At 36.0% G+C, this 25,877-nt stretch carries 19 protein-coding genes and 1 pseudogene; 7 read left to right on the top strand and 13 right to left on the bottom strand.

The features are described from left to right. Positions 1 to 86: 86 nt before the first annotated feature. Both KHA88_RS09665 and KHA88_RS09660 read right to left on the bottom strand, forming a co-directional pair. Entirely contained in the window at positions 87 to 305 is a 219-nt protein-coding gene (locus tag KHA88_RS09665) for a hypothetical protein (protein ID WP_213121789.1), read from the bottom strand. Between the two features lies 1 nt (position 306). Beyond that, the gene (locus tag KHA88_RS09660; protein WP_213121788.1) at positions 307 to 1,080 is read right to left on the bottom strand and encodes a YheC/YheD family protein; all 774 of its coding nucleotides are present in this window, start codon (positions 1,078 to 1,080) and stop codon (positions 307 to 309) included. Between the two features lie 452 nt (positions 1,081 to 1,532). Between KHA88_RS09660 and KHA88_RS09655 the strand changes: the two genes are divergently transcribed. Next, positions 1,533 to 2,867, top strand: a complete 1,335-nt coding sequence (locus KHA88_RS09655) for a YheC/YheD family endospore coat-associated protein (protein ID WP_213121787.1) — start codon at positions 1,533 to 1,535, stop codon at positions 2,865 to 2,867. 1 nt (position 2,868) lies between these two features. Further along, complete coding sequence (gene cuyB / locus KHA88_RS09650) at positions 2,869 to 3,576, top strand: cysteate racemase (protein ID WP_213121786.1); 708 nt, start codon at positions 2,869 to 2,871, stop codon at positions 3,574 to 3,576. Positions 3,577 to 3,789: 213 nt separating this feature from the next. Here the strand turns inward: cuyB and KHA88_RS09645 are convergent, their stop codons facing one another. Together KHA88_RS09645 and KHA88_RS21440 are read right to left on the bottom strand one after the other, a co-directional pair. Further along, positions 3,790 to 5,628 carry an endo-1,4-beta-xylanase gene (locus KHA88_RS09645; protein WP_213121785.1) on the bottom strand — a complete coding sequence of 613 codons (1,839 nt, stop codon included), beginning with the start codon at positions 5,626 to 5,628 and terminating at the stop codon, positions 3,790 to 3,792. A 194-nt stretch (positions 5,629 to 5,822) separates the two neighbouring features. Then, positions 5,823 to 5,965: pseudogene (locus tag KHA88_RS21440) on the bottom strand (M28 family peptidase); the annotation flags it as partial. 603 nt (positions 5,966 to 6,568) lie between these two features. Here KHA88_RS21440 and KHA88_RS09640 point away from each other — a divergent pair. Together KHA88_RS09640 and KHA88_RS09635 are read left to right on the top strand one after the other, a co-directional pair. Further along, complete coding sequence (locus KHA88_RS09640) at positions 6,569 to 7,651, top strand: alpha/beta fold hydrolase (protein ID WP_213121784.1); 1,083 nt, start codon at positions 6,569 to 6,571, stop codon at positions 7,649 to 7,651. A gap of 419 nt (positions 7,652 to 8,070) precedes the next feature. Further along, positions 8,071 to 8,529, top strand: a complete 459-nt coding sequence (locus tag KHA88_RS09635) for a hypothetical protein (protein WP_213098801.1) — start codon at positions 8,071 to 8,073, stop codon at positions 8,527 to 8,529. Between the two features lie 421 nt (positions 8,530 to 8,950). Here the strand turns inward: KHA88_RS09635 and KHA88_RS09630 are convergent, their stop codons facing one another. Then, positions 8,951 to 9,706 carry an SDR family NAD(P)-dependent oxidoreductase gene (locus KHA88_RS09630; protein ID WP_213098802.1) on the bottom strand — a complete coding sequence of 252 codons (756 nt, stop codon included), beginning with the start codon at positions 9,704 to 9,706 and terminating at the stop codon, positions 8,951 to 8,953. Between the two features lie 491 nt (positions 9,707 to 10,197). Between KHA88_RS09630 and hpaB the strand changes: the two genes are divergently transcribed. The 3 genes from hpaB to KHA88_RS09615 all read left to right on the top strand — a co-directional run bounded on the left by hpaB (position 10,198) and on the right by KHA88_RS09615 (position 15,596). After that, entirely contained in the window at positions 10,198 to 11,640 is a 1,443-nt protein-coding gene (gene hpaB / locus KHA88_RS09625; RefSeq protein WP_213107500.1) for a 4-hydroxyphenylacetate 3-monooxygenase, oxygenase component, read from the top strand. Between the two features lie 323 nt (positions 11,641 to 11,963). Further along, positions 11,964 to 14,312, top strand: coding sequence for an RCC1 domain-containing protein (locus tag KHA88_RS09620; RefSeq protein ID WP_213107499.1), 2,349 nt, complete (start codon positions 11,964 to 11,966; stop codon positions 14,310 to 14,312). A 651-nt stretch (positions 14,313 to 14,963) separates the two neighbouring features. Further along, on the top strand, positions 14,964 to 15,596 hold the full coding sequence (locus tag KHA88_RS09615; protein ID WP_213121783.1) for a hypothetical protein: 633 nt from the start codon (positions 14,964 to 14,966) through the stop codon (positions 15,594 to 15,596). A 360-nt stretch (positions 15,597 to 15,956) separates the two neighbouring features. Here KHA88_RS09615 and KHA88_RS09610 read toward each other — a convergent pair whose 3' ends face one another. The 8 genes from KHA88_RS09610 to KHA88_RS09575 form a co-directional block, all read right to left on the bottom strand. Next, the gene (locus KHA88_RS09610; protein WP_213121782.1) at positions 15,957 to 16,775 is read right to left on the bottom strand and encodes a carbohydrate ABC transporter permease; all 819 of its coding nucleotides are present in this window, start codon (positions 16,773 to 16,775) and stop codon (positions 15,957 to 15,959) included. Next, positions 16,772 to 17,716 (bottom strand): carbohydrate ABC transporter permease, encoded by a 945-nt coding sequence (locus KHA88_RS09605; protein ID WP_213121781.1) that lies wholly within the window; start codon positions 17,714 to 17,716, stop codon positions 16,772 to 16,774. The genes KHA88_RS09610 and KHA88_RS09605 overlap by 4 nt, the downstream gene beginning before the upstream one ends. A gap of 56 nt (positions 17,717 to 17,772) precedes the next feature. Continuing rightward, on the bottom strand, positions 17,773 to 19,080 hold the full coding sequence (locus KHA88_RS09600; protein WP_213121780.1) for an extracellular solute-binding protein: 1,308 nt from the start codon (positions 19,078 to 19,080) through the stop codon (positions 17,773 to 17,775). A 128-nt stretch (positions 19,081 to 19,208) separates the two neighbouring features. After that, the gene (locus KHA88_RS09595) at positions 19,209 to 20,219 is read right to left on the bottom strand and encodes a LacI family DNA-binding transcriptional regulator (protein ID WP_213121779.1); all 1,011 of its coding nucleotides are present in this window, start codon (positions 20,217 to 20,219) and stop codon (positions 19,209 to 19,211) included. Between the two features lie 428 nt (positions 20,220 to 20,647). Then, the gene (locus KHA88_RS09590) at positions 20,648 to 22,594 is read right to left on the bottom strand and encodes a DUF2075 domain-containing protein (RefSeq protein WP_213121778.1); all 1,947 of its coding nucleotides are present in this window, start codon (positions 22,592 to 22,594) and stop codon (positions 20,648 to 20,650) included. Further along, positions 22,566 to 22,904 (bottom strand): nucleotide pyrophosphohydrolase, encoded by a 339-nt coding sequence (locus tag KHA88_RS09585; RefSeq protein WP_213121777.1) that lies wholly within the window; start codon positions 22,902 to 22,904, stop codon positions 22,566 to 22,568. The genes KHA88_RS09590 and KHA88_RS09585 overlap by 29 nt, the downstream gene beginning before the upstream one ends. 272 nt (positions 22,905 to 23,176) lie before the next feature. Continuing rightward, complete coding sequence (locus KHA88_RS09580) at positions 23,177 to 24,829, bottom strand: restriction endonuclease (RefSeq protein ID WP_213121776.1); 1,653 nt, start codon at positions 24,827 to 24,829, stop codon at positions 23,177 to 23,179. 297 nt (positions 24,830 to 25,126) lie between these two features. Next, positions 25,127 to 25,786 (bottom strand): hypothetical protein, encoded by a 660-nt coding sequence (locus KHA88_RS09575; RefSeq protein ID WP_213121775.1) that lies wholly within the window; start codon positions 25,784 to 25,786, stop codon positions 25,127 to 25,129. Between the last annotated feature and the right edge of the window lie 91 nt (positions 25,787 to 25,877).

Here is a 25,877-nt window from a genome sequence, read left to right as displayed (position 1 = left end):
ATAATCAAACCCCTTCAATAAAAATATTCAATAAGCCTTACAGGGAAAATCATTCACCAATAAACCGCATCTATTTGTGACACGGTTCACCGTAACGCATCTAAATGAGGTTTATAGGCGAAAAAGGACACCATTTTAGTCGCCTTTTTTCCAAGCACAATATTCGAATTTATCTTTTTCATTGTAGAATGAGGAATAAGCTGACCATCAATAAAGGCATGACCATAACTATCGACTAAACTTGTTAAAGCTGTTCCAATTGATGCTTTTACATGGTTTTTACAGCTTCCATTAATAAAAAGCAAATCACCCCTTCTTTTCTAATCTTCGAATTTTCATAATTCGTTTCAAGAGGACTTTATTTTCAATCTCGGCAAATGCTGCGACTCCTGGATTTCTATTCACTTCATATAAGATGGGGTTTCCTTGTGGATTTATGCCAAAGTCAATGCCATATTCCTTATCAGGAAAATGTAAGTCCATAATTTTAGCTGCTGAGATAGTAAGGTTCTCTAAATCATCAATTACTTGTTCCTTCTTTCTATCATCCAGTTTTAAATGTATCGACAAAAGCTCATCAATCGATATGACTTTAGCACTTCTTGAGAAATTAAGAATACCACTATCGATTGTTGCTGGCGTTCCAATCTTTGCATTCATTCCACTAATTAGCCATTCTCCTTTATGTTTTTGTACATGAACCCGAATGCCAAACGGCAGTCCATGACGAGTAACACTTTGGATGCCTTCCTGAATAATATATTTCCCTAACCTCCCTAATTTCTCATACGGGCGCAAGATTCGGTGAAAATCCTTAATCGTATTAACACATTGCTTGATTGGCTTTCCTGAGATTGAAAAGCCATTAAAACAATAGCTTCCATCTTTTCCTACGTAAGCTTTGAAAACCCCTCTCCCTTGTCCTGATGTTTCGTGTTTAACATAGACGTTGTCAAAGCGGCTGAGGAAATCTGATAGGTTTTCAATACTATATTTTTTCGTTTTTGGAATTCTTTTTGCTATTAAGCGATTTTGTTTCAAAAGTAAATTTTGAGTCCATTTTCCAAAATCCTCGTTCATTAAATTCACCTCATTTCAGTTTATTCATTAAAAACAGTAAGATCGGGGATATAATTGTCTTCAATATTCCAGATATCTCCCGGTGTAATCCCGATGTCAAAGTTGATTATATTTATTTCTGAATTGTTTTCTTCAAACATTAGCCAAGTAAGTTAAGTAGTCACCTTTGACATTGTTATTCTCCTAGACAGCACTGATAAGGACTCAGCAGGAACAAAGAACACCCATTCATTATTCCCCCCTTCAATTGGACTACTTAAATATATTGCTCTAATTAGCAAAGTGGCACTGTGATTGTCCTATTTAAATGCATATTTCTACTATTTACCCAACTTTTATAGAAAGTGTCGGAGTCGACTTTCGACAATTGGGATTAAGCTAAGGGGAAATCGTTTATACATATCTTTTTGTTTAAACATATTATGAACAATAGCAATGTAGGGGGTGAACGTTTGAGAAATGTTATTAAAGTAGTAGCCATAAATAGTCAAAGTCATTGTCTTTTTGTCCTTCCTAATCAAAGTAAATTAATAGACAAAACAACGACTATTCACTTCGGTTTTCAAAAAATGAAGGTTGCTTGCAAACAGTTAAATACGTTAAAAGAAAATGAAATCGGGTTATCCAAGACGGTTATAGACAAATTACGGCTTCCTTTAGAAGCTGAATACGAACTAGCCATTGAAAAAAATCGAATCATCATAGGGCCATTTATTGGACTGTTAATAGCGAACTACCAATCTGAACTTAGAGAAAAAGTAAAATATCTTAAGTTTATCATTCGACAATATCCGTTAGTGAGGGGAGTTATAGCAGCATTTTCGCTGGAAGGTATGGATGAAAAAAATGCAAAGATAAATGGTCCTATTTACAATCCAACTTCAAGAAGATGGGAAAAAAGAACTTTCCCTTTTCCTACAGTCATCATAAAGCGAATGCTCTTGTCCACAAAAAGACAAAATGATTTAAAAAACCTTTATGGTTCACGTTTTTTCAATTCAGCTTATATTAATAAATGGAAAATGTATCAATTGCTTAGTTTAAATAAAGATTTGATCCCCCATCTACCCAAAACATACTTATATAAAAAGCCAGAAGATATCCTACATTATTTGAAAAACTTTCGAACCATTTATGTAAAGCCATTATCAGGATTAAAGGGAATGGGTGTAGAAAAGTTTATAGCAAAGCCAAATATATTTTGTGTTAAATTTCGAAGCGATAAAGAAAATAAGACAATCGATTTTTTCTCTGAAAACGAGCTGCTTAATTATGTTAGAGCTAAATTTAAAAGTGAGAAGTATGTTATACAGCAAGAAATTGATTTAGAAATTGAAAAAAACCATCTCATTGATTATCGAATTGTTCTTATAAAAAACGAGAATGGACAATGGGAAGATGTTGGTATGGTAGGAAGAAGAGGTGTGGAAGGTAGTGTTGTTAGCAACCGTTCAAGTGGAGGAAAAGTAGAACGAGGAGAAACATTACTTTTATCATCTTTTAATCTAACTAATGCCGAGATGCTAAGTTATCGCCAAAAAATGTCTGAAATTGCGATTAAAGCTGCTAAAGAGCTGGATAAATATGAGAGCATCTATAAATACGGGATTGATATCGGTATTGACCGCCATCATCACATTTGGCTAATTGAAATAAACAACCATGCCCCGAATGATCATATTTTTTCACATGTTGGCGACTATGATACGATTTCTAAAATCAAAAACTCAAGTATGCTTTATGCAAAATATATGGCCGGGTTTCCGGGCAATAGGGATTCTCAATAATATGGTGAAGACGATTGGAATTCTTGGTGGAATGGGCCCGTTTGCAACGATAGATTTATTTCAAAAAATAGTTTCCAATACACCTGCCAAAATTGAACAGGATCACCACCAAATCATCATTTATAATAATCCAAAAATTCCTTCTAGAATGGAAGCTTTCAACAAAGGAGCCAAAAGTCCGTTACAAGAATTAATTCGATCAGCTTTTGTTTTAAAGCGTGCTGGCGCTGATTTTATAATTATTGCCTGTAATTCAGCCCATATCTGGATAGATGAACTTAGAAGAAATGTTACCATACCTTTTTATAGTATGATTGAAAATACAGTTCAACATTTATTGGAGTGTAATTCAAATGTAAGTGAAAAAATACTCCTTTTTGCTACTGAATCAACCATTCAGCATCAATTATATCAAAATGCATTTAAAGGCAGCACTTATAAAATTGTTTTACCGAATGAAGAGGAACAAAAGTTAGTAACCCTTGCAATTAATGATGTGAAAACAGGAGAAATTCATACAAACTCATATATAGAGGAATTAAATCAAATGATAGAAACATATCAATTAGAAGGTATTTCAAGGATTATCGGCGGTTGTACTGAGATCCCTCTTCTTTTTCCGTACTTTGATACAGATATAAAGCTGGTCGATCCAACTTTTTTGTTAGCCAAGTTGGCAATCAAAAAAGCAATTGAATTAAAATCGTAAACCACAGATCATTCTTTACAAATTGGTTTGTGGTTTTTACTATCGAGAAAACAATAGAATAGTGCTATTAGGAAAGTAAAATAATGAAAAGTCTTTTTTGAAAAAACACATCCTTCAAATGGATAAAGCAGCCCCCTAGAGAAAACTCCAAGGGACTGCTTTATCTCGCTAAAATCTTATTATAATAAATTTTGTAGTATAACTACTTGAGGATTATTTCTTACTATTAATAAAGAATGTGTCCGGAGGCATGGTTATAATCTTATCTTCCATCCCTGGATGAGATTTAAGAAAATCAAATACTGCTCTCCTGTAGGCTCGATTGGATAAATCCAATTCTCCTTTCTTGATGGAAGGCGGCTCGTTATTAAAATATGTCTTAGGACCCATCAACTTGGCAACATCACTGATAAAATTTCCGCCATTTCTTCCATCTCGATAAGCGGGCTTAATATCATTGTAGTCAAGAATGATTCCAGCAACTTTGGAGGCTGGAACTGGTTTAACATAATTATGGTCAACGCCCAGGTAGCCCTCAGGATCGGACACAGCGTAGAAAGCGTCCTTCGGGGAGAAATCACTGTTCCACATTAGCGGATTGTGACCTCCTCTCCAACTTTGAATGTCGTTAAGACCCCAGAATGTAACGCGGTCGATACTAGCTGCGTAATTCTTATAGACTTGGAAGTATTCGGCGTAAACCTCCGCCTGTATTACTTCAATCTCGGAGCCGTTGGTTATACCACGATTAATCCAGTAATTTCTCTGTTCCTCTGTGCCTGTCGAACCGATTATATGTTCAATCCCACGGTCTCTCAAATCCATGTAACCACTAGTTGAGCCACCAGTTGGCTCGGCGTTCCACGGAAACCAGCAGAACAGATCAAGCTCACTAATGATAAGATCGACTCCAGCGGACAGGAGATTAAGGATTCCGTTTTCCACGCTGGAAGGCGGGGTATCCATAATGTAGTTGTGGGACTGCATACCCACACCCTCGATTAACTGACGAGGATCTTCTGGATACTCATTTTTGTACCGCTTGTTGAGTTCTTTAGCCATCATCGCGACCAGCTTCGATTTGCCATCCTGATACATATTAAAGTCATTGTAGAATAACTTGGCGTCAGTATTTTTGCGGGCAAACACGAATGCATCATAGATGAAGTCGCTCGGATCTTCGCCTTCTAACATGCTGTTGCTGTAGGCCTTATACCAGCCGCTCTGGTTTCCTTGGCGAAGATAATCTTTCCAATTGGCGCCTTCAGGAATGCGTGACACTCCATCGATGAACGCCTCGTTGACGACGTCCCAACTTGTAACTACACCGGGATAATAGGTGTCGAAGTGCTTGACTACGGTTTTGATATAGTGCTCCATGTTTTCTCTGGCCTGTAATCTTGTGTAGTTGCCACTAGTACCTCCGTTGAGCCAGCCGGGAGACTGGCCGTGCCACACCAGCACGTGTCCGTGCACCGTTATGCCGTTTTCTTGTGCTTGTTTAACCAGTTGGTCGGAGACGTGGTTCGACCCCTCGAAAATTCTAAAAGTACCCGGCTGTCCGGCGCCTCCAGTGGAAAGGTTGTCGGGCTTCATGTGATTTTCTGCCGTGAGTGAGTTGAAGTGGGTAGATGTCAACAAGCCGCGAGTATTACTCGGATCTAAGTTGCCAGCTCCACTATAAATATTGCCTATTTCAAAGTAGTCCTCATAAGTTTTCCACAGTGGCTCAGAACCGTTTCGGACTCTCAGTGCTACGATACGTTTGTTTAAAGCATTTATTGCATCGTTGAGTTCGTTCGGCGTGGCTTTTGGATCGTCAATTAGATCCTTTACTTTATCGTATTCCATTTTGGCCAGTCGATATGTGGCTGGGGTATAAACATTCTCATCAAGCGACTCGAACTTCTCTATGACCGTCTGCAGAGCGGTATCATCGGTGTTAGCCAAGGCCTGCATCGTAAAAGCCGCTGCCAGAAGACCAACCACCAAACAAATAAATAATAACCTTTTCATCTTTTTCATGATTTTTTTTGTCCTTTCTTTTAACATATCTTTATACTTCTTGAATCTAACACTAAATCCTACTTTTTTACCTATTAGTCTCTCTTTTAAATATTTGGCTTAAATAGTTTGGACTTACGTTCCCTATTCTAATTTTCACTTGGACTGTTTGAAGAGTATGGCCTCCTATATAACCATCAAAGTTCAACTCTATCCTAGAATCTGTATCATTCTAGTTGATTGCCCCCTTCCTCTGAACCAAATGCAATGAAGCGGATCTCTTTAATCGGTATGTAAGCACGATATATACGTGCAAGCTCAAGCATTAAGCCAACTCCTGAAGCTTGTTATTTGCACTAGGAGCATCCACAACACTGTCACGGTGAGCCCTCTTCATCATTGATTTCCCACTTTCCCTTCAAAGAAAGATTTTTTTCCCGAACTGAAGTTACTAGTTAACTACTAAACTAGCTACAAAATTAGGAACCTCCTTTTCCAATAAATTAATTTCGTAAGTATAATTGTATAGAAATAACTACCAAACTAAAATAGTGAATATTGGTAACTTTTAGACAAAAACACCCCTGATAGGACACGTGCTTGTAGTATTTTCTCAAAAATATAATCCATTCGTATTAGTTAATCCAAATAATATCCCGAATACCGTCTATTAATATGTTAATAAGTCGAAATAATAGGTTATTAGTCATACAAGCTATATACATCATCTTTTTTATAACTTTAAATTTAATTTTATGATGCATCTTATCCGGAAAAAAAGGATGTGGAAAAAAGAGGACCTTTTGTTTAGCTTCTCAATTTCATTTCGCAGCTAACAGAAACACGACAGTTGAAGAATAAAATGGAGTTTAAACTGCTAAAAAAGCTACGGGGCGAAGTTCTTCTAATAAAAAATTCGTTTGAATTTTGAAAATAAACTGGAATATTAGTATTTAGAAACTTAAGATAAAAAAAAAGGGGGGGAATTATGAAATTTTTCATGGGGATCGGTTTATATGTTGTAATAGCATTGGTCAGCATTATTTTATTATTACTGCTTCTCAGGGAATTTAAGCAATATCAGATTAATAGGGAATCTAAAAGGACTATTCAAAATGGAGGGATCAGTGAAGTTAGGGAATTAACCATTGGTGGAATATCTCAATATATTTTAGTAGACGGACAAAGTAAAGAGAATCCATTCATAATTTTTTTACATGGAGGTCCAGGGCAGCCATTTCCATTTGGGGTAAGTTCACGAAATCAATTTCCTGTCATTACTGAAAAATTTAATGCTGTCTATTTTGACCAAAGAGGTTCAGGGAAAAGTTTTTATAAAAATATGGATATGAAGACAATGAATGTTGAACAATTCCTCTCCGATGCGAATGAGGTAATTGATTTTGTCCGTGAGGAATTCAATCAGGACAAGGTCTACTTGGTTGGAATGTCCTGGGGTAGTATTATCGGATTACAGTTAGCCAACCGATATCCGGACAAATTTTATGGTTACATTGGAGTGGATCAAATAGTAAATATTAAAGAAGGTCAGGTTCTAGGGAAGCAATGGCTGAAGGAAATGGCGAAAGACGATAAGGATGTTCTAGACCAAATAGAATCGTTTGGGGAGCCACCCTATTATGGGGAACTAGAATCGCAATATAGCGACATGGTTAATAAATATTATGGATTTAACTATAAGGATGAAAATACGAAAGGTGCAAATCTTATTAAGCTAGCAGGAAGATCGCTTGTTTCTCCCGACTACAGTTTGAAAGATATTTATGCAGGCTTTTTTTCAGGGGCAACTTTTAGCTTAATAGAAAGCAAGGAATTGCAAAAGGAAATTATTAATACGGACTTTAATGAATTGACAATTTTTAAGACACCAGTTTATATCATTCAGGGAAAACACGATAAGGTGGCAAACTTTGATTTGGCAAAAGGTTACTTGGATCGGATTGAAGCACCGAAGAAGAAATTTATCGTTCTGGAAAACTCAGCACATATGCCAAATGAAGAAGATTTTGAAGTTTTAATCCGATCTATACTCCAGTTAGACGAACATTAATAAAAACAGGGGGAAGGTTCTCCGGCAATCGTTTTTCTCTCGCTATTAAAAAGGCATATTACAGGGTTACAATAACTAACCCTAACTCCATTGATGTTAGGGTTAGTTAACCTGTAAAAGCTATTCTATGAACATAATAATCATTCAATACTTAATTAACGTGATCATTTGGAGAGGAAAAAACTCTTTTCTATTGAAACTTTATACCACTTTCATTCGTATTCACTATCAAATAGGTAAGTTTATTGGCAATGTCCATACCAATGAAATTGGCAAGTGAGAGGTTAATGTTTATGAGGAAATCATTCAAGTTAAATAAAGAACAGAACGAAAAACGACTACGAAGCATTTTTCGCTTTTTAATAATTATCATTGTTTTGGTTATAATAGGAAGCACTTTTATTGCATCGAATAGGTTTGTGACCGATCTTTATACAGCGTTCATCCTTGACTTCATTGGAACGTCCTTTTTGTTTGCCACTGCTTTGACATTCTGTTTGTTTTTCCTGTATTTCATCTTTGTGATAACCATTTTTAATCCTCAGAGAATCAAAAAATCATCGGTCATCAAATTCGCATTTGGTGGGATCATTACCTTAATAATTACCATATTTTTATTGATCTTCGGTGTTACTGAAGCAGAAAAGTCAATTCAGACTATGAAAGATTATACAAATGGCGAATGGGAAGTCAAAGACTTATTAGTTACGGATATAAAAAGAGGATCTTATCCGTCTAGGATTGTACTGATTGAAACCGGTGAAGGCCAAATGACTCTCTTTTTTGAGGATTTTTTAATCTATACAGGGCAGAAGTATCGTTTCACTTATTTAAATGCAACAAACACGATTATCAAGGTTGAAAAAATTGCAGATTAAGTATTCCAATAGTATTCTAATTTTTCCATAGGGTAATGAGTAGAAATTATGTCATTCCCAGTTATTGCGGAAGAATATAGTTCTGGAGATAGCTGCAATATGAAGGTTAGTATAGCCGTACAAAGAGACATCATTGAAAACACAAAAATACTAAGGTAGATCTGATGAATCTTGATGTTTCTTCTCGTTTTTCACAGCTTTAAATCCAAATATCAACAGATTATCCCTAATTACTTTTACGCCTACTGAAAAACATCGATCGCCTTATCAAACGGTTGGTTTTCTCAGTTCTTCACAATTGTTAAAATTCAATTTTTCAACGGTTTGACTTAAGTCAAACCGTTTTTTAGACCTAAAAAAGTACCATTGGTAATTTAGCATTTATTCAATAGATTGAATTTCAGATCATTAGAAAAAATAATTATGAAATGGATTGTCCACCATCAATTTTCATTTCAACACCGTTAATATGTTTAGCTTTGTCACTTGCTAAATATACTGAAAAATATGCAACTTCTTCAGAGCGACCGATATGTTTAGATGGAATAGATTCTATTTGTCGTACAACCTCAGGACGGTCTTGTTCAATTGCATATTGGACCATTGGAGTATCGATTAATCCTGGACAAAGTGCAACAGCGCGAATTCCGTCTTTAGCATAATTGAAAGTTAGCTGTTTCGTGTATCCAACAACAGCGTGCTTAGAAGTAATATATGCTGCGTCTCCAACACCAGCAATTGTTCCCCCAATTGAAGCAACATTAATAAATGTTCCTTTCCCCTTTTCAAGCATATGTGGCAAAATCTCATTTGTGAGTAAATAGACACCTTTAACGTTTACAGCCATGATTTTATCCCATTCTTCTTCAGTAATATCAAGAGATGCTTTAAAATCTGCCAAAATAGCTGCATTATTAACACAAATATCAACGGTTCCAAACTCTTCAAGAGCTTTATTAATCATACTATGAACATCTTCTTTTTTAGAAACGTCAGCAACAATACTAAGTACAGTTCCATTATTATCTTTAATTAGTTTCTCTGTTTCAGCTAAACCTTCCGCATTCACATCACTAAGGATGACCTTTGCACCTTCTTTTGCATATTCAATTGCTTGGGCTCTACCTAGTCCTGACGCAGCGCCTGTAATTAATGCAACTTTCTCTTGTAACAACATAGTACTCCTCCTAACTTTATACTCACAATTACAATTCAACTAGAATGTATTCTGAGTCTTTTACATAGAAAATCCCTTCTCTTTCGAGTATTTAATTATAATTAAAACATTTACCCTTATCAACGTAAACGATTTCAAGGCATAATTTGATTACCATTTCCTTGAAGTGAAGGCCCATTACGGGATGGGGCTTATTTCCGCACGCCTTCAAGAAGCAAGTGAAACAGTCACAGCGATAGCTCTATAACTATTGTGAATCTCCATATCCTACTGTTGGAAAAACCTCGAATAATTGCTTGAGCAATTCGGATGTAGGTAAATATAGTGCAAATCCCCATCATATAGTTCCAATTGATCAAACAGCTCCTATAGTGATACGAAATCGGGCTTCCTATCCTAAACGTTCCGATAAATAATTAACGGAATAACCTTAAACATTTTCAAATACAATAAACCAACTACCACTATTCCAATTTATAAGGGGTGATAAAATGGGATCGATAAGTGGAAAAGATTATATTGACCGGCTAAATCGGCTGGATATTAACCTTTGGTGTGATGGAGTAAAAATCAAAGGGAAGATCTCTGAACATCCCGCCTTTAAAGGAATAATCCAAACAACCGCTTCTTTGTATGATTTACAAAATGATCCTTCCTTAAAAGATAAAATGACATTCAATTTAACTAATAAGAACGAATCTATTGGGCTTTCGTACATGCAGCCTAAAACGAAAACTGATTTAAAAAGAAGAAGGACAATGATTGAATATTGGGCGAGACACACTTGTGGAATGCTTGGAAGAAGTCCTGATTATATGAATACTACTATTATGAGTTTTGCAGCGTCTGCTGCCATTTTAACAGGGAAAGATCATTGCTTTCCAGAAAACATTCAGTCCCTTTATGAAAGAGCGATGGAAAAAGATCTATCTTTTACACACACATTCATTACCCCACAGGTTAATCGTTCGCACATCAATTTAGGATTTTCAAATGAACCAATTTCCGCAAGAGTTATTAAGAAAAATAAAAAAGGAATTATTATAAAAGGTGCACGTCTTCTTGCTACGCAAGGAGGTTTGACAGATGAGGTTTTGGTTTATACCGCTCCTAGACCCTTTTTTAATCCCGATGAAGCATTTGCCTTTTCCATTCCCTCCGATACTGATGGTTTAAAGTTTATTTGCAGGGAATCTTTTGTTGGAGGTGAATCTACTTTCAATTATCCTTTAAGCTCAAGATTTGAAGAAATGGATTCAATTATTGTCTTTGATCATGTATTAGTACCGTGGGAAAAAGTATTTTTTTATGACAATGTTGAAATGGCTACTGATTTCAAAGAACAAAGCTCTTATTATCCTTTTGCCTACCATCAAGTAATCATAAGGCAAATTGTAAAAATAGAATTTATCTTTGGTTTAGCTCAGCTGCTTGTCGAAACCATTAATATTGATGAATATCAACATATTCAAGAAAAACTATCGGAAATTATTATTGGTATTGAAACAATGAAAGCACTATTAGAGAAATCCGAAAATAACGCAGAATTAGATGAATGGGGAATTATGCGTCCAAGTTTGGTTCCTCTACAAGTGGCTAGTAACGTTTTTCCGAGGATTTACCCTCGTTTTAGTGAAATTATTCAATTAATAGCGGCTAGCGGGATTGTTTCATTGCCTACAGAAAATGACTTCGACTCACTTAAATCAGATCTTGATATGTATCTTCAAGGAGAGAACAGAAATGCTTTGGACCGGGTAAAGCTATTCCGGTTGGCTTGGGATCTCACTATGAGTTCATTTGGTACAAGACAAACTCAATATGAAAGATTCTTTTTTGGGGACCCCATTCGTTTATCCAGTTATTTATACAAAAGTTATCCAAAGGAGAAAAATGTAAAAACAGTAAGTACCTATTTAAAACTTAATAAATGAAAATGCGGGTATCTGTAGCATGATAAGTGTTATTGATACCTTGGTTTAGTTATATTAATTTCTAATCCTTTTAATAATTGTTTTAAGAATTGGCAAGTACGGCATTAGCTCCTTCTACATATTTTTTTAACGAGCCGTACCATTTTATTAATAATTGGTTATATAATCCATTGTCTATTTGGAGAATCCCTAATCCGAAGATGACCAAATTTAAAATGACTTCTTAAAAAGCCGTTTAGGAATATACATTAAGTTGTAGGACTTTTGATCTGTCATGCCTAACATATGGTTTGGGATTTTAAAAAATGATGAGGGGATATGACATGAAGAAAAGGGCGTTTTTCTTGTATGTATTGGTGTTATATATGCTGGGCTCTTGGCTGCAGCTCCACCATGTGCAGGCTGCGGGTGATATTTTGTACTGGTCTGAAGAAAAGACAGGTACTTATCAGCCGCTGCATCCATACACATTGGAGTGGAGCGGGGATGTTTTAAAGGACGGCGGCTTTGACATTGTATCAATGACCATCACAAAGGACAAAACCAAAGCTGATTTTGTCATGAATCAAAGCGATATTGGGGCAGCGAAGATTGTGGAACTTCCGAAACAAGATTTGAAACAGCAGGTTGATTTACGTCAAATCACATTTCCTGAGAATCTATTTGGTCCGCAAAAGGTTTGTGATTTGAAAGCGGGCGGCATATATTTATTCCCAATGAGTGACGGCAAGTTTGCAAAACTAAGGATTGACCAAATCTCAACCAATAGTGTGAAATTCACCTTTGTTACCGAAACTGCCCAACCATCAGACGGAAATAACCCGGAAAAAGATCCATCTATTGCTAGAGTATTTACATCACAGCCGAATGTAACGATCTATGCCGGGGAGTCAAAATCAGTACCCTTAACGGCAGAATATAAAAATAACACAAAAAAGTCGGTAGCCGGTGATGCCTTTTGGTACTCGAAACACCTTTCCACCGCTGTGGTTTCAAAGGGGAAGATTACTGGAATTGCGCCGGGGAACACAACTATTACTGCGGAATATAAAGGCTTTAAGGTCAATATTCAAGTAAAGGTATTAGTAAAAAAAGTAACGCCGATTAAAGGGATTCCCAACACGGCCGTAGCCGGAGGCGGAAATCATACGCTTGTCTTGAAGAAGAACGGAACAGTATGGAGCTTTGGCAGGAATGAATCCGGCCAGTTGGGGACTGGCGATAACAAAGTGCGTTTTAAACCTGTACAGGTGAAAGGACTCAACAATGTAAAGGAGATCGCCGCCGGATATAGTATTTCCTTCGCCTTAAAAAAAGATGGCACGGTTTGGATATGGGGTGATCCGATGGCCATTGTTAACGGGCCTAGGACATATCCGCAACAAATTCCTTACTTAAATAATGTGGTGGCCATCGCTGCAGGGGATGAACATTTAATGGCATTGAAAAAGGACGGCACGGTTTGGGTATGGGGAAATAATGCATTTGGCCAGGGTGGCATTGGCACGACATCGCCGGCAGAGCTTGAAACTCCTGCTAAAGTAAAAAATCTGACAAAGGTGGTTTCAATCGGCGCTGGCCGCTTCCATTCCTTAGCGGTTAAGAGTGATGGGACCGTTTGGGCATGGGGATATAATAATTGGGGCCAAATTGGCAACGGACGAAACGGCTTTGGGAATATTTTACTGCCAACAAAAGTATTGCTTACTACGAAAGCGAAAAAGGTTTCAGGCGGCACTTATCATAGTCTCGCTGTTGCAGCTGACGATTCAGCCTATTCATGGGGTTATAATGATAAGGGCCAGCTAGGCATTCCGAAAAATAATCTGCTCCAAAATAAACCGGAACAAATCAGGGGAATAAACGGAGACGGCTTTTTGTGGCAAATCAGGCAGCTTGACGGGGGAGACGGTTTCACGGTTGCCGTCGCTAACGGTGGGGCAGTCTATAGCTGGGGCGAAAATGATTACGGAAAATTAGGGAATAACAGCTCAACCGATTCATTATTTCCTGTAAAGGTACCAATCACAAATGTTGTTCAGGCCGAGGCGGGCGAAGATCATACAGTGGTATTAAAATCGGACGGCACGGTATGGGCTTGGGGCTCGAACATCGACGGGCAATTGGGAGTTGGCAGCATTTACTATAAAAAGAGTCTCCCTGTAAAGGTCATGAATGCCAACACGCCTCCACTTCCGCCAAAGGTAAATACTGTTACCAACCTTTCAAAGGTAGTGAAAGGTACAGCAGAGGCGGGTGCAAAGATTACTGTAAAGGCCGGAAAGAAAACCTTTACAAGTACAACGAAATCAAACGGCGGCTTTGAGGTCAAAATAAGCACCCAAAAAGCCGACACGGTACTATATGTTACTGCGGGAAACAGCCTCGGCTCCAGCGCGGCCGTGAAGGTAAAAGTAAAAGATGTCATTCCTCCGGCCCCGCCAAAGGTTAAAACGGTCACAAGCCGCGACAGCAATGTAAAAGGAACTTCAGAACCGGGTGCAACAATAAAAGTAAAGGCAGGCTCCAAGACATTTAAAGGCACAGTCAATAAAAACAAAACGTTTACGGTGAAAATCAGCAAACAAAAGGCAGGTACTATATTAGCTATAACCGCAACAGATAAAGCAGGGAATGTCAGTAAAGCAAGGAAAATAGTTGTTAAAAAGTAGGAGAGGCACCAAGAGGAAGATTCGGACCATATCCTCCAATATTCGTACCTATTGTGTAGTCATTCTATTTGTTAAGGTTTTCCATTCCCAAATTACCCACAAAAGGTCAGTTTAAACATATGGGCATGATGGATAATTGTTCATATTTAACTTTTGTACACTACCTCCAAAGCTCCCTAGAAAAATGGATGCCAAAAAAGCTTTTGGACATCCATTTTTCTATATTATAAAACTGTCTCTATTTATGATACAGTTCACAGCACCCGTTTAAGGGACAGTTCTTCACCATATCATCCCATGTTAATTTCATACAAGTCGCCGATTAATACTTTGAGCCATTTTCCCCCGAATTAAGCTTTGCTTCAATTGATGGAAATGCTACTGCAAGTACAATTTTTCCCCATTAAAAAACTGGGCTGCATCGATAAGTAAAATATAAAGTGATCCGAAGCCGAGGGTCTCCCATAACATCAGTGTCCAGTAAGTCACCTTTGTGCAACAAAGCAGAATTATGCCCCTCATTCCTCCTTGGATATTATTCGGGAGTTTCATAAATCCTGGCGGGTTTGAATACAATTTAATAGAGCTACGGACCCAGTATCAAAGGCTTAAAGAATATTTAAACTAATGATAATAATGGGGGGAAAACCAATGTCAAATGCAAGTCTGTATCGTTTTTCCGGCATTATATTATTGTTAAGTGTTGGACTAAACCTTGTTGCATCAATTTGGCCATTTCTCGTTGACACCAGCCTCAATGCCCCAATGAGTGAACTTCAAAGCCCACAGTGGGTAACCTTTTACAGTTTGTGCTTCATTATATTCATGCTGCTTCTAATCGGGCTCCCTGCGATGTATTTGCGTCTATCGGGAGAACGTGGGGGTAAAATGGGGCTAATTGGTTTGTTTCTTTATCTAGTTGGTATCTTTTTAAAAATGGCAACGATTGCTTTCTTCGTTTCAGTTATTCCTCTACTGGCGAAACAGGCGCCGGAGGTTATCGACCCAATCTACAATTCGAACTTTGCAATTTTTCCGCTCGGCGGAATGCTGCTTTGCCTCATCGGGTTCATTCTTCTAGGAAGCGCGGTTATTCGGGCAAAAGTATATCCAACATTTGTAGGCGTGCTGATTATCGTTTCGGCTCTTCTCGATGTCGCGCAGGTCGCTTTCCATGACGGAACGTCCTTTGCCATTGTCAACTTGTTGTTCGCCATTTCAATTGCACTAGCACTCGGTTCAGTCGGCAAAAGTTTGGCGTCCAGGCAGAAATCAGCCGGTTAAAGAACCATAACTCCCTGACAAGTGTTCACGCACCTAAAATTTCGTTCCATTGATAAAACAGTGCCTGTCACTCCCCGAATAATGTCGAGGGTATCGACAAATAGCGGGTGGTGACAAGCATTTATTTTATGAAAAAAACTGCTTCTATTTATGGTAAGGTTCACCGTGATTGCTTCTAAATGAGATATTTAATAAAACCCTTCTATCATCGGAAGATTAATAATAAACTATAAAAGCCAAAAGCCTTTAAACTATTGACTAAAGTCTAAAGGCTTCTATTCTTAATTATTTTTTGCAACTTACACTCCATTATTACAGGCTTGCGATTAAAAAGTTTTCTCTTTCGGACACAAAGCTATATTACCCCTTAACAGCACCACCTGTAAGTCCTTTAACAACCTTTTCTTGTGAAAATATATAGATAACCAATAAGGGAAGGCTAGCTAATGTTAGAGCTGCCATTAGTCCGGGAACATTGACCGAAAATTCTCCTTTAAATGCTTGTAAACCAAGAGGTAGAGTCATGCTTTCTGGACTAGTGATTAGAACAAGGGCAAATACAAATTCATTCCATAACGATATTGCGTTATAAATAATGACCGCCGTTAAAGCTGGTGTTAACATTGGCATAATTACGTGCCTAAATATCCCTAAATGGTTACACCCATCTATTTTAGCTGCTTCTTCCAATGATTTTGGTATATCTCTCATAAATTGAGTCAATATAAATATGGAAATTGGTAGACTAAAAGCGATATAAGGTCCTATTAAAGCAAGTAAAGTATCATAGATTCCCATACTTTCTGATAATTTAAATATAGGAATTAATGTTGCATGGATCGGTAACATCATTCCAGAGATAAATAATAGAAACAATACTCGATTAAATTTAAAATTCATTCTACTGAGAGGATAGCTTGCTAATGAAGCTATTAATACTACTGTCCCAACAGATACTACAGTCACGATAATACTATTTACAAAATAATTTGTTAAACCCATTTTAAAAACATCAATAAAATTACCAAGCTTAAAAGAGGTAAACATTGAGAAAGGTTTTTCAAAGAAGTCACGTTGTGATTTCAATGCTGTTGAGATCATATACAAAAAAGGATATCCTAACACTGATAATAGAAAAAGGGCAAAAAGATAAAGCGATCCTTTTCGAAATATTCTCATGGAGTTAGACCTCCTTTTTTCTGTCTATAAAAATCTAGCATTTGAATGATGATTGTTACGATTAATGCGATCAAAAACATAACAAATGCAATCGAACTTGCATATCCCATATTAAAATTAATGAATGCTTGCTTATACATATAGGTTCCCATCAATTCAGTTGCATGGTTGGGGCCACCACCGGTCATGACATAAAATAGATCGAATGCTTTCAATGAGCCTACAATTGCTAATATAGAGGATGTGACAATTGTTGGCATCAATAGAGGTAATGTAATATGGAAAAATCTAAGGAGTGGGTTAGCACCATCAATTTCTGCAGCTTCGTATAATTCCTCTGGAATGCCGACAATAGCGGCTCGAAATAATATCATATAAAACGGGGCAAAATTCCATACAATTACAAATAATATAGCAATCATCGCAGTATTTTTATCGCTTAGCCATGCAATATTTTCAATCCCCAATAAATTTAATAATTGATTAATAGACCCATTAATAGGATCGTACATATAAACCCACAATAGCCCAATTGCCACTGTAGACATTAAATAAGGGAAAAAATAAACACTACTCATAAACCTTATTCCCCTAATAGGGGCAAATAACATTAAGGCCATAATGAGACCAATAGGAATTTGCAAAAAGACCGAAGTTAATGTCACCCAAATATTATTTATTAAAGATGACCAAAAGATGGGGTCTTGAAAAAGTTTTACGTAATTTTGTAAACCTACATATGTACTCTCATTTCCTCCTCGCCAATCAAAGAGGCTATAATTGAATGTCGCTAAAATAGGATAAATAACATACAATCCATAAATAATTAATGCCGGGGAAACAAACAAGGTAATTGTTAATATATCCATCATTTTTTTTGCTTTTTTCTTTGTTGATTTACTCGTTACAATAGTTGCGTTATTAACACTTAAATGTTCCATTAAAGTTTCCCCCTTTGAAATAAATTAAGGGGGAAAGGCCCCCCCCGCATAAAAAATTATTCATCCAAGTTAACTTTTGCTTCATTTTCCATCTTTTCAGCTGCTTCCTCAGGAGTCATAGATAGTCCAAATAGAGCTTGGGTTGTATCTTTATGCAATTCTGCTAACTCAGCGGGTAAAGTTTGGTCATAAGGCATTTGTAAGTGCGAAGCTTCTTGGGCAATCGTATAAATTCTTTTGATAAAGTCATCTTCCGGTTCAATATTTTGAATAGCAGATAATGAGCCTGTCCTATTTGTATATGCAGCTGCAGTTTCAGCACTTGTTAATTCTTTTATCAGCTCTGTTGCTAGTTCTTGCTGTTTGCTGTTAGATGATATCGACCATACTGGAGCAGTAGATGCACCTAAATGACTTAGATCTCCCTTTCCTCCTTCAACCTTAGGAAATACAAAGAAATCTAGCTTTTTTTCAAAGTCTGGTGCTTCTTCTCTTGCGTTGTTTATCAATGATATCGACATATCCATCATAGCAGCTTGCTCTGAATATAAGAGTTGTCTTCCTTGCCCCTCATCATATGGAACCCCATTAAATCCTGGGTTAAATGCATCCATTTCTACCAATTCCTGAATATACCTTCCCGCCTCTACATATGCTTCATCATTAAATCCTCTACCTGTGCGGGTGAAAGCTTCTTTAAATAAATCCGGTCCACCAATACGAGAGGCAAAATTCATTAAATAATAGGCACCCGGCCATTTTGTCTGATTGGTTAAAGCGATTGGAATGACATTATTTTGTTTTAACACTTTGATGATTTTGACCCATTCATCATATGTTTCAGGAGGAGTTAAATTATATTTTTTAAAAATATCTTTATTATAAAAAACAAGATCCAGTGAAATTCCTAATGGTAAACCATACACTTTGCCATCAAATGTTCCATTATCTAAAGCAAGTTCGTTGAAATGGTTATTTTCTACACTTTCTGTTATATCTAGGACTTTACCTTGATCGACAAATTCTTTTAACCATCCGCCACCCCAACTATGGAAGACATCTGGAGGATTACCACCTGACATCGCTACAACTAGTTTTTGCTTGTATGCATCATTAGGGGTTCGTAAAGCTTTTACCTCCACATCTGGATGTTTTTCTTCAAATCTTTTCACAGCATCTAAATAGACAGCTTCTTTTTCACCTGGATCAATATACCAAAACTCTAAAGTTTGTTTACCAGAACTGTTATTAGAAGAACTTGAATTTTTTGAGCTAGGGGAAGAACCGCCACCTCCCGGAGCACAACCACTTATGGTTAATGAAAATAAAAATATCAGTGTGAAACCAATTAACAATCTTTTCATGTTGACGCCTCCTTTTATAAAGTAATATTTGATTATATAAAGTAAGTGGTTCCAATTTTAATTTTGGAATATGTAAACTAGTGATTTATAAATACCAATCATCCAAGTTTTTAACAAAATGTAATCCTTTACATTTTTGACCGAAGAAAACTCCCACATGATTTTCTAATTATGAGCTCTGTTTTCAACACGACCCTTTTTTTCTCAACTTGCTTATTTTCCATACTTTCAAGTAGTAATTCCATGGATTTATGCCCTAATTCATTCATAGGTTGTGCAAGTGTAGTGAGTTCTGGTTCAAAAATAGATGCCATTTTTATATTATCAAATCCAACTATGGCTAGGTCTCTAGGAATTTTATAACCTAATTTCTTGGCAGCTTTCATTGCGCCGATTGCCATTGCATCATTTGCTGCAAATAGAGCTGTAAAGTCTTTTTTGGGAATTAATATTTTCATCATATTTTCATAGCCTGATTCCAATGTATATTTTCCTTCTACGATTAATTCATTATTCAGTTCTAATCCTTCTTGAGTAAGTGCTTTTTTATAGCCAGAAAAACGCTCCCTCGCTTGATAATGAGTAATAGGACCAGAAATATGGGCAATTTTTTTGTGTCCTAATTTGATTAAATGTTCAGTGGCCATTCTACCACTCTCTCTATTATCAATGGAAACTATCGGCATATTAAGATTTTCATAAAATTCATTTACCATTACTACAGAATATTCGCTTGCAATCTGATTTAAAGTAACGATATCTATTTCGCATGTTAGTAAGATCATTCCGTCAACCTGTCTTTGTTTGAGAACATTTAAATAATCATACTCTTTCGCGACAACTTTACCTGTATTCCCAAAAATCACTCGATAGTTGTTTTGACTTGCAGTGTATTCAATCCCACTGACAATATGAGAAAAGACAGTATTGAGGATATTAGGGACTACCACTAAAATGGTATTTGTTTTATTTCTTCTTAACTGCCTGGCTAAAATGTTCGGTTGATAGTTTAATTCTTCAATGCTTTTTAGCACTCTATTTCGGGTCACTTCTTTAACAGCATGAGGATTCCTTAATACTCTGGACACGGTTGCGGTAGAAACATTCGCATGTTTTGCTACATCAATTATCTTAGCCACTGGAATCACCGCCATCTTGTAATCGATTACATTTTCTATTGTACATTATTATTTTTAACTTGCAACACTATTTTAAATTTTTAAATAAAAAAAGATGAACCCTCTACAATACAGAGATCATCTTCTTGAAGATGCCTAGGCTTTTTTTATGTCTTTTACAAAGGGTACACTTATTAATATCGCTAGACTTTCTATAATTGTTTGAGTATCACCCAAGCTTATACTCTTGGATAAAATCTTTTAGAATATCGTTTAAATTCGGCTGGATCTTTCTAGCTTTCTGCTCATTTCACCAGTATCAAAAAGAAGTTGAGCATTATTCAATTCTTTATTCATTTTAATGCCCCTAATCCCCTAGAACCTAATCTTAAAACAAAATTTGCGAACACTCTAGTTTCTTGACAAATAGTTAAGAGAATTACTTCATGTTATCTAGCATCATAATCCTCTTTCAATTCAGCCACTGCAGGTTTGAAAAGTTCATTTTCAGCATAAATATAGGATGCACGACTAATCCTTTCTTGAAAATACTCTTCTAATCCCTTGTCAGTACAATAAATAAAGCAACCCTTTTGTCCACGGGTCATTAAGGTTCGATACGTGTTCCGAATGATTTCATCCGCTAGCTTTTCTGCCTTTTCTGGCTCTACTTTTAACATGGACTTTAGACCCCTTAAAGATTGGTCTGTCTTGGCTCTTTTTGAATGATCCGTTTTAACTTGTCCATCTCGATAAATAAGGTCGTCTCCTATAATGACACCTGCGTAATCAAATTCTAGTCCTTGGCATGTATGAATACATCCCGCCTGCTGTACGGATTTTTCATCGATTGCCCATGTTGCTGTGTTTCCTAGGTTCCAGCTCATGCCAAAATTGTATTCCGGAAGGACAATATCATTATAAGAGGGGTCGTTCTTCCCATCCTTTTTCCAATCCCAGCAATAACCAGCTACAACTCTTGATTTATTTTTACCTTTGTTTAACTTCTCAATTTCATTGCGTAGATCTAGAGGATCTGAAAAAACACGAAAATCATAATTAATACCTAGATAATCAGAGTTTGCCGTCTCCCGGATTTCTAGCACATCATCCAGCCATGCGATATATCCATCAGAACCATCACAGCGAAATTGAGAGCTGAGTTCAGTCTTTGTAACAATCGCATCTTGTTCCCTTGCAAACTTTTCTATCATCTCAATACTGCCAATATCTTTTAACGTCACACGTTGATTTTCATCGATAAAAAATATAGAGAGTCGGGAAGAATGAATAACTTCCTTAATTTGATTTTCACCCATATTTTGAAACATTCCTGACTTTTCATTCAATCTATGGGCTTCATCAACAATTAAGGCATCAAATTCATTAATTGGTGTGCTCGTATAGCTGCCAGAGCCTTTAAACAAATTATCAATTCTAGTTTTTCGGAAATCTCCTTTGAGTTTAGTAGCATAAATATTTCGTGGAGCTGAGTTTTTTGTAACGTATTGTGTAACGAGCCCGCGGCGAGTGAACTCTACAAGTAAATTAATCGCAAGGACAGACTTCCCTGTTCCCGGACCGCCTTCTACGATTAAAATGTGTTTTTGCCCTGTTTTAGTCGCTTGTTTTGCAAGTGCAACCCCATTCTCATACACAACTTTTTGATCATCAATCATAATAAATTCTTTATTACCTTTTAACATACTGCTTAAAGAATCCTGTAAAGATTTGGAGGGACGAATACGGCCATTTTCAATTTTATAAAGATTTTCTTTATCATCACCGTATTTAATATATTTCTTTATAAAATCTCTTAAATTTGGCGCATCTCCTTTAGCAAAAATAGGAGCTTGCTCTCTATAGTAGTTATATATTGGATCTGTAAGTGAATCATTTTGACTCGTTTTCAAGTAATTATGTAAATAGGCACACGGATATAATTCAATATGGTCATTTTGTACATTTTCGTTATAGTCTTTTATCAATGCAGCATAGGACCATGCTTGATAGGAGGGATGAGCAGTTTCGATCATACCTTTATTCATAAATGTTTTGACGATCGCTTCTTTTCCTTCTACCTTTTCAACAGATTCCCATTGTTTCAGCTCAACGATTACTACAGAATCTGCATGATTATCACGACCGGAAATTAAAAAGTCCACTCGTTTAGATGTATATGGAATCTTAAACTCAATAGCAACACCCGCGTTATTGGGAATTTCCTCATCAGCTAGTACACGGTACATATATTGCATTGAATTATCCCATGCTCTCACTTCACGTTCATTAATTTTCCCAATTTTCTCTGTGTAATTTGCACAAATATTATTTACCAAATCATCCTGAAAAACGTCAGCTAGAAATTCATTCTTCGTTGCTTCGTATACGATCAAATTCTATCTCCTCCTCATGATGAACAGGATATTTTAACGCATTCTTTTCAAGTTTAAGCAATACCTCTTCTTCTAAGTCTACATCTAGCTTATCTGCCAATTGAATTAAATAAATAAGGACATCAGCCATCTCTTCTTTAATATTTTGCCGTGAGTCAGTAACAGACTCTTCACTACTTTTCCATTGAAAATTCTCAAGAAGTTCAGATGCCTCTAATACAATCGACAAAGCTAAATCCTTTTCATTATGTACAGGACCCCATTTTCGCTCGTCCCTAAAACGTATAACCTCTTCGTATATTTTCTTCATTGTAATTCCTCCGTAAAAAATACCTATCTTTATAGTAACATTTATTATTGACTTGGAGGATATTGTAAAAAATATAAGGGATATTCTTTATTCAGTTCTCATATGATAAGGTTCTCCGTATCCTCTCTAAAACTGCGAATTTAAAAAGAACCTTCAATCAATAGATTGATCAAGGTTCTATGTTTTATTTTCATTGGTATATGTTTGATTGTAGCGATTAATTTGCACGAAACAAAGCCCCACCATCTCGATAGCCTTGTTAATAAGTATCATTAATCATCAAGAAGTACTTTTTTCGCTTCCTTTATATCAATTTTGGCTTTATGTCCATGTTTATGTAATAAATGTAAAAGATTGTTTCCATTTAATAATGTAAGTGGTTTGTCTTTTGCAAAGCTATATGCATCAGGCCCATAGTCAGCAGTAGATACTATAATTCCTTTAGTAGCCCCTTCATTAAGTACCGTCCCATATAAGTCGCGAACAGCCGATACTCCGACTACATTAGTATATCTTTTAGCCTGTATAACAATTTTCCCTCCTCGTAATGGGTCAGGGTCAAACGCTACCGCATCAACTCCCCCATCTCTACTAGCTCTAGTTATTTTTACTTCACCACCTGATTGATTAAATTCCTTTTCGAAAAGTTCTCTAATTAAATGTTCAAAGTCCTGCCAATCCATAGCCGCTAAATTTACCGATTCATCCAGTGAATCAGCTACATCATAAGAGGATACGAAACGAGCATCTTCTCGATTAATATTTATTATAGGAGCTATCGGAGAAAGGCTATGTAATTTGCTACTCCCAACTCCTTTTAAATTTTTAAAACATAGTTTAGGATCCACTTGCGAAAGATTTATGCTCATAAACTCTTCTTTTATCGTTTGAATAGATAATATACACGCGTTTGCATCCTGACCAGTAGCCTTATCAATCGAGTTTACCCACCCATTAAAAACAATTGAATTAATAGCGTCTACATCATCCGACTCATACAATTCATGTATTGTTCGTAACGTTATCTGAAAAAGCAAAGTATCATACATCTTATTTTTAGCTGCATTCGAAAGAGAGACTTCCTTAAATTCATCTCTAGCTTGTATATATTTCACCTCTTTAAGAGAAGGTACACGATCTGGAGAAGGCAACGAATATTCTACAATTAGCATCTTCGTATCAGCATTATATTCAATGTCAAATTCTTGAGGGAAGTCATCAGGATATTCCGAATTTGATAACACCATATCACAATAATCAATAATAGCTGAGGGAATCCTCTCCTTATACATAGCTTTTTGTTTATCAATTACATTATTTTTTTCTCTTTGTTCCGATAAAAATAGTTGTTCTTCGTTTTCCCATTCTTGTAGTAGTTTTTCATATTCAGCATTATTTTCTTCATTCTGTCTTATTACTTGTTCGCAATCTTTTATCCACTTTTCATGACTTAATTCAAATAGAGTTTTTGCTTCTTCAATTTTCTTTTGCTTCCTGGATGAAATTATCTTATCAAGAAAGCTTAACTTTGGTTTGTAGATCTCCTCGTCTTTTTTAGGTTCATTTGGTTCATTAATAATTGCAGGAATTTTAGGCTTTTTCTTTTTGAATTTTGAATTATCTTTGAGGCTTTCCCAATTAATTTTATCGTCAATATCAAGAGTATGTTGCAATGTATTTTCTATTATTTTTAATTGTTCCAAAGCCTCATTTGTTAGTTGCATAGCTAAAGACTTTTTCTCTTCCTTCTCTCTTGCCGCCTGTTCGCGTGCCTCATTTTTAGCATCTAAAACTAGTTTCTTTTCCCATTTTTCATCCCACTCTTTTATTTGCATTTCTGCTTTCTTCTGAACAACGTATGAATCTGATCCTTTAATTACTCTATACTTATTTAATCCTTCATGCTTCACTTCAATTTGATACATTGGGTATTAAGCCCCTCCTTTTTTACCTTTTTAAGAAACTATTTAAAGTCATATTATGTCAATTATACTACAAAAATTTTTAAATTTTAAAATACTTGCTAAATTGTGTAATAAAAACAAATCGTACTAGCTTTTATATGATATTTTATATCGCTTATGTTAGATTAATTTAGACGGAAATAATCACAAACAATGGGATAGGCTTAGATTAAGGGGTATATTATTTCACCCTGAGGATTAAATACACGATAATGAGACTTGTTCCAGTTACTTATGATAAGATTCTCCGTTATGTAACTAAATGAAGTTTTTTAAACTCTCAGTCAATTGCATGCTTAGTCCTTCAACTCTTCTGTAAGCTAAATTCCCCATTTCAAGATTATAGTCCAAATTTTGTTTTAGCTCTGATTCTATATGAACCGTGTTACGATATTTATACAGTTTTATTAGGTCCTCTTTTAGTTGAATATCAATTAAATTTAATCGAAAACAAGCCTCAACTTTTTGGTCATATCGTATCTTTGTCTTATCCACTGGCTTCTTTTCTTTATAAAACGTTAAAATTTCTTTTCCATCGTGAATTAACTCTTCTACTAATTTCTCTTTTTTGTGACTCGGAATCATAATTTGAGTATTTCTATTTTGAAACAGAAGGTCCTGCACAGGTCTTTTAGCTTCAAATATATCGAAAAGGCCATAATTTATTACAGCTTCTTGAATAGAAACATACATAATTACTTGAGTTTTAATTTGTGCTAATAACAATTCATCTTTTGCTTGTAGCCCCTCAAAAATTTTATAAATAACACGACTATTTTTATATTCAATAATTAATCTTTCTCGTAAATTGTCATTCTTTATAAATGTGTAAAACCTTTTATCATACCACTCCTCACTTGGTAGATGCCCATACACATAATCAAATATTTTTTCTTGTAAATCCTCTGAAAACGGCATTTAAGTCTCATTTTTATAGTTTGTTTAATTGAACCCTTAATTAAGACTTTACATACACCGTTATTGGGAATTTTAACCATTTTTGTTGCTA

Source organism: Lederbergia citrea, from assembly GCF_018343525.1.
Classification (GTDB): domain Bacteria; phylum Bacillota; class Bacilli; order Bacillales; family Bacillaceae_C; genus Lederbergia; species Lederbergia citrea.
Note: the sequence above shows the minus strand (reverse complement) of the source record. Positions and strands in the feature narration are given on the sequence as shown.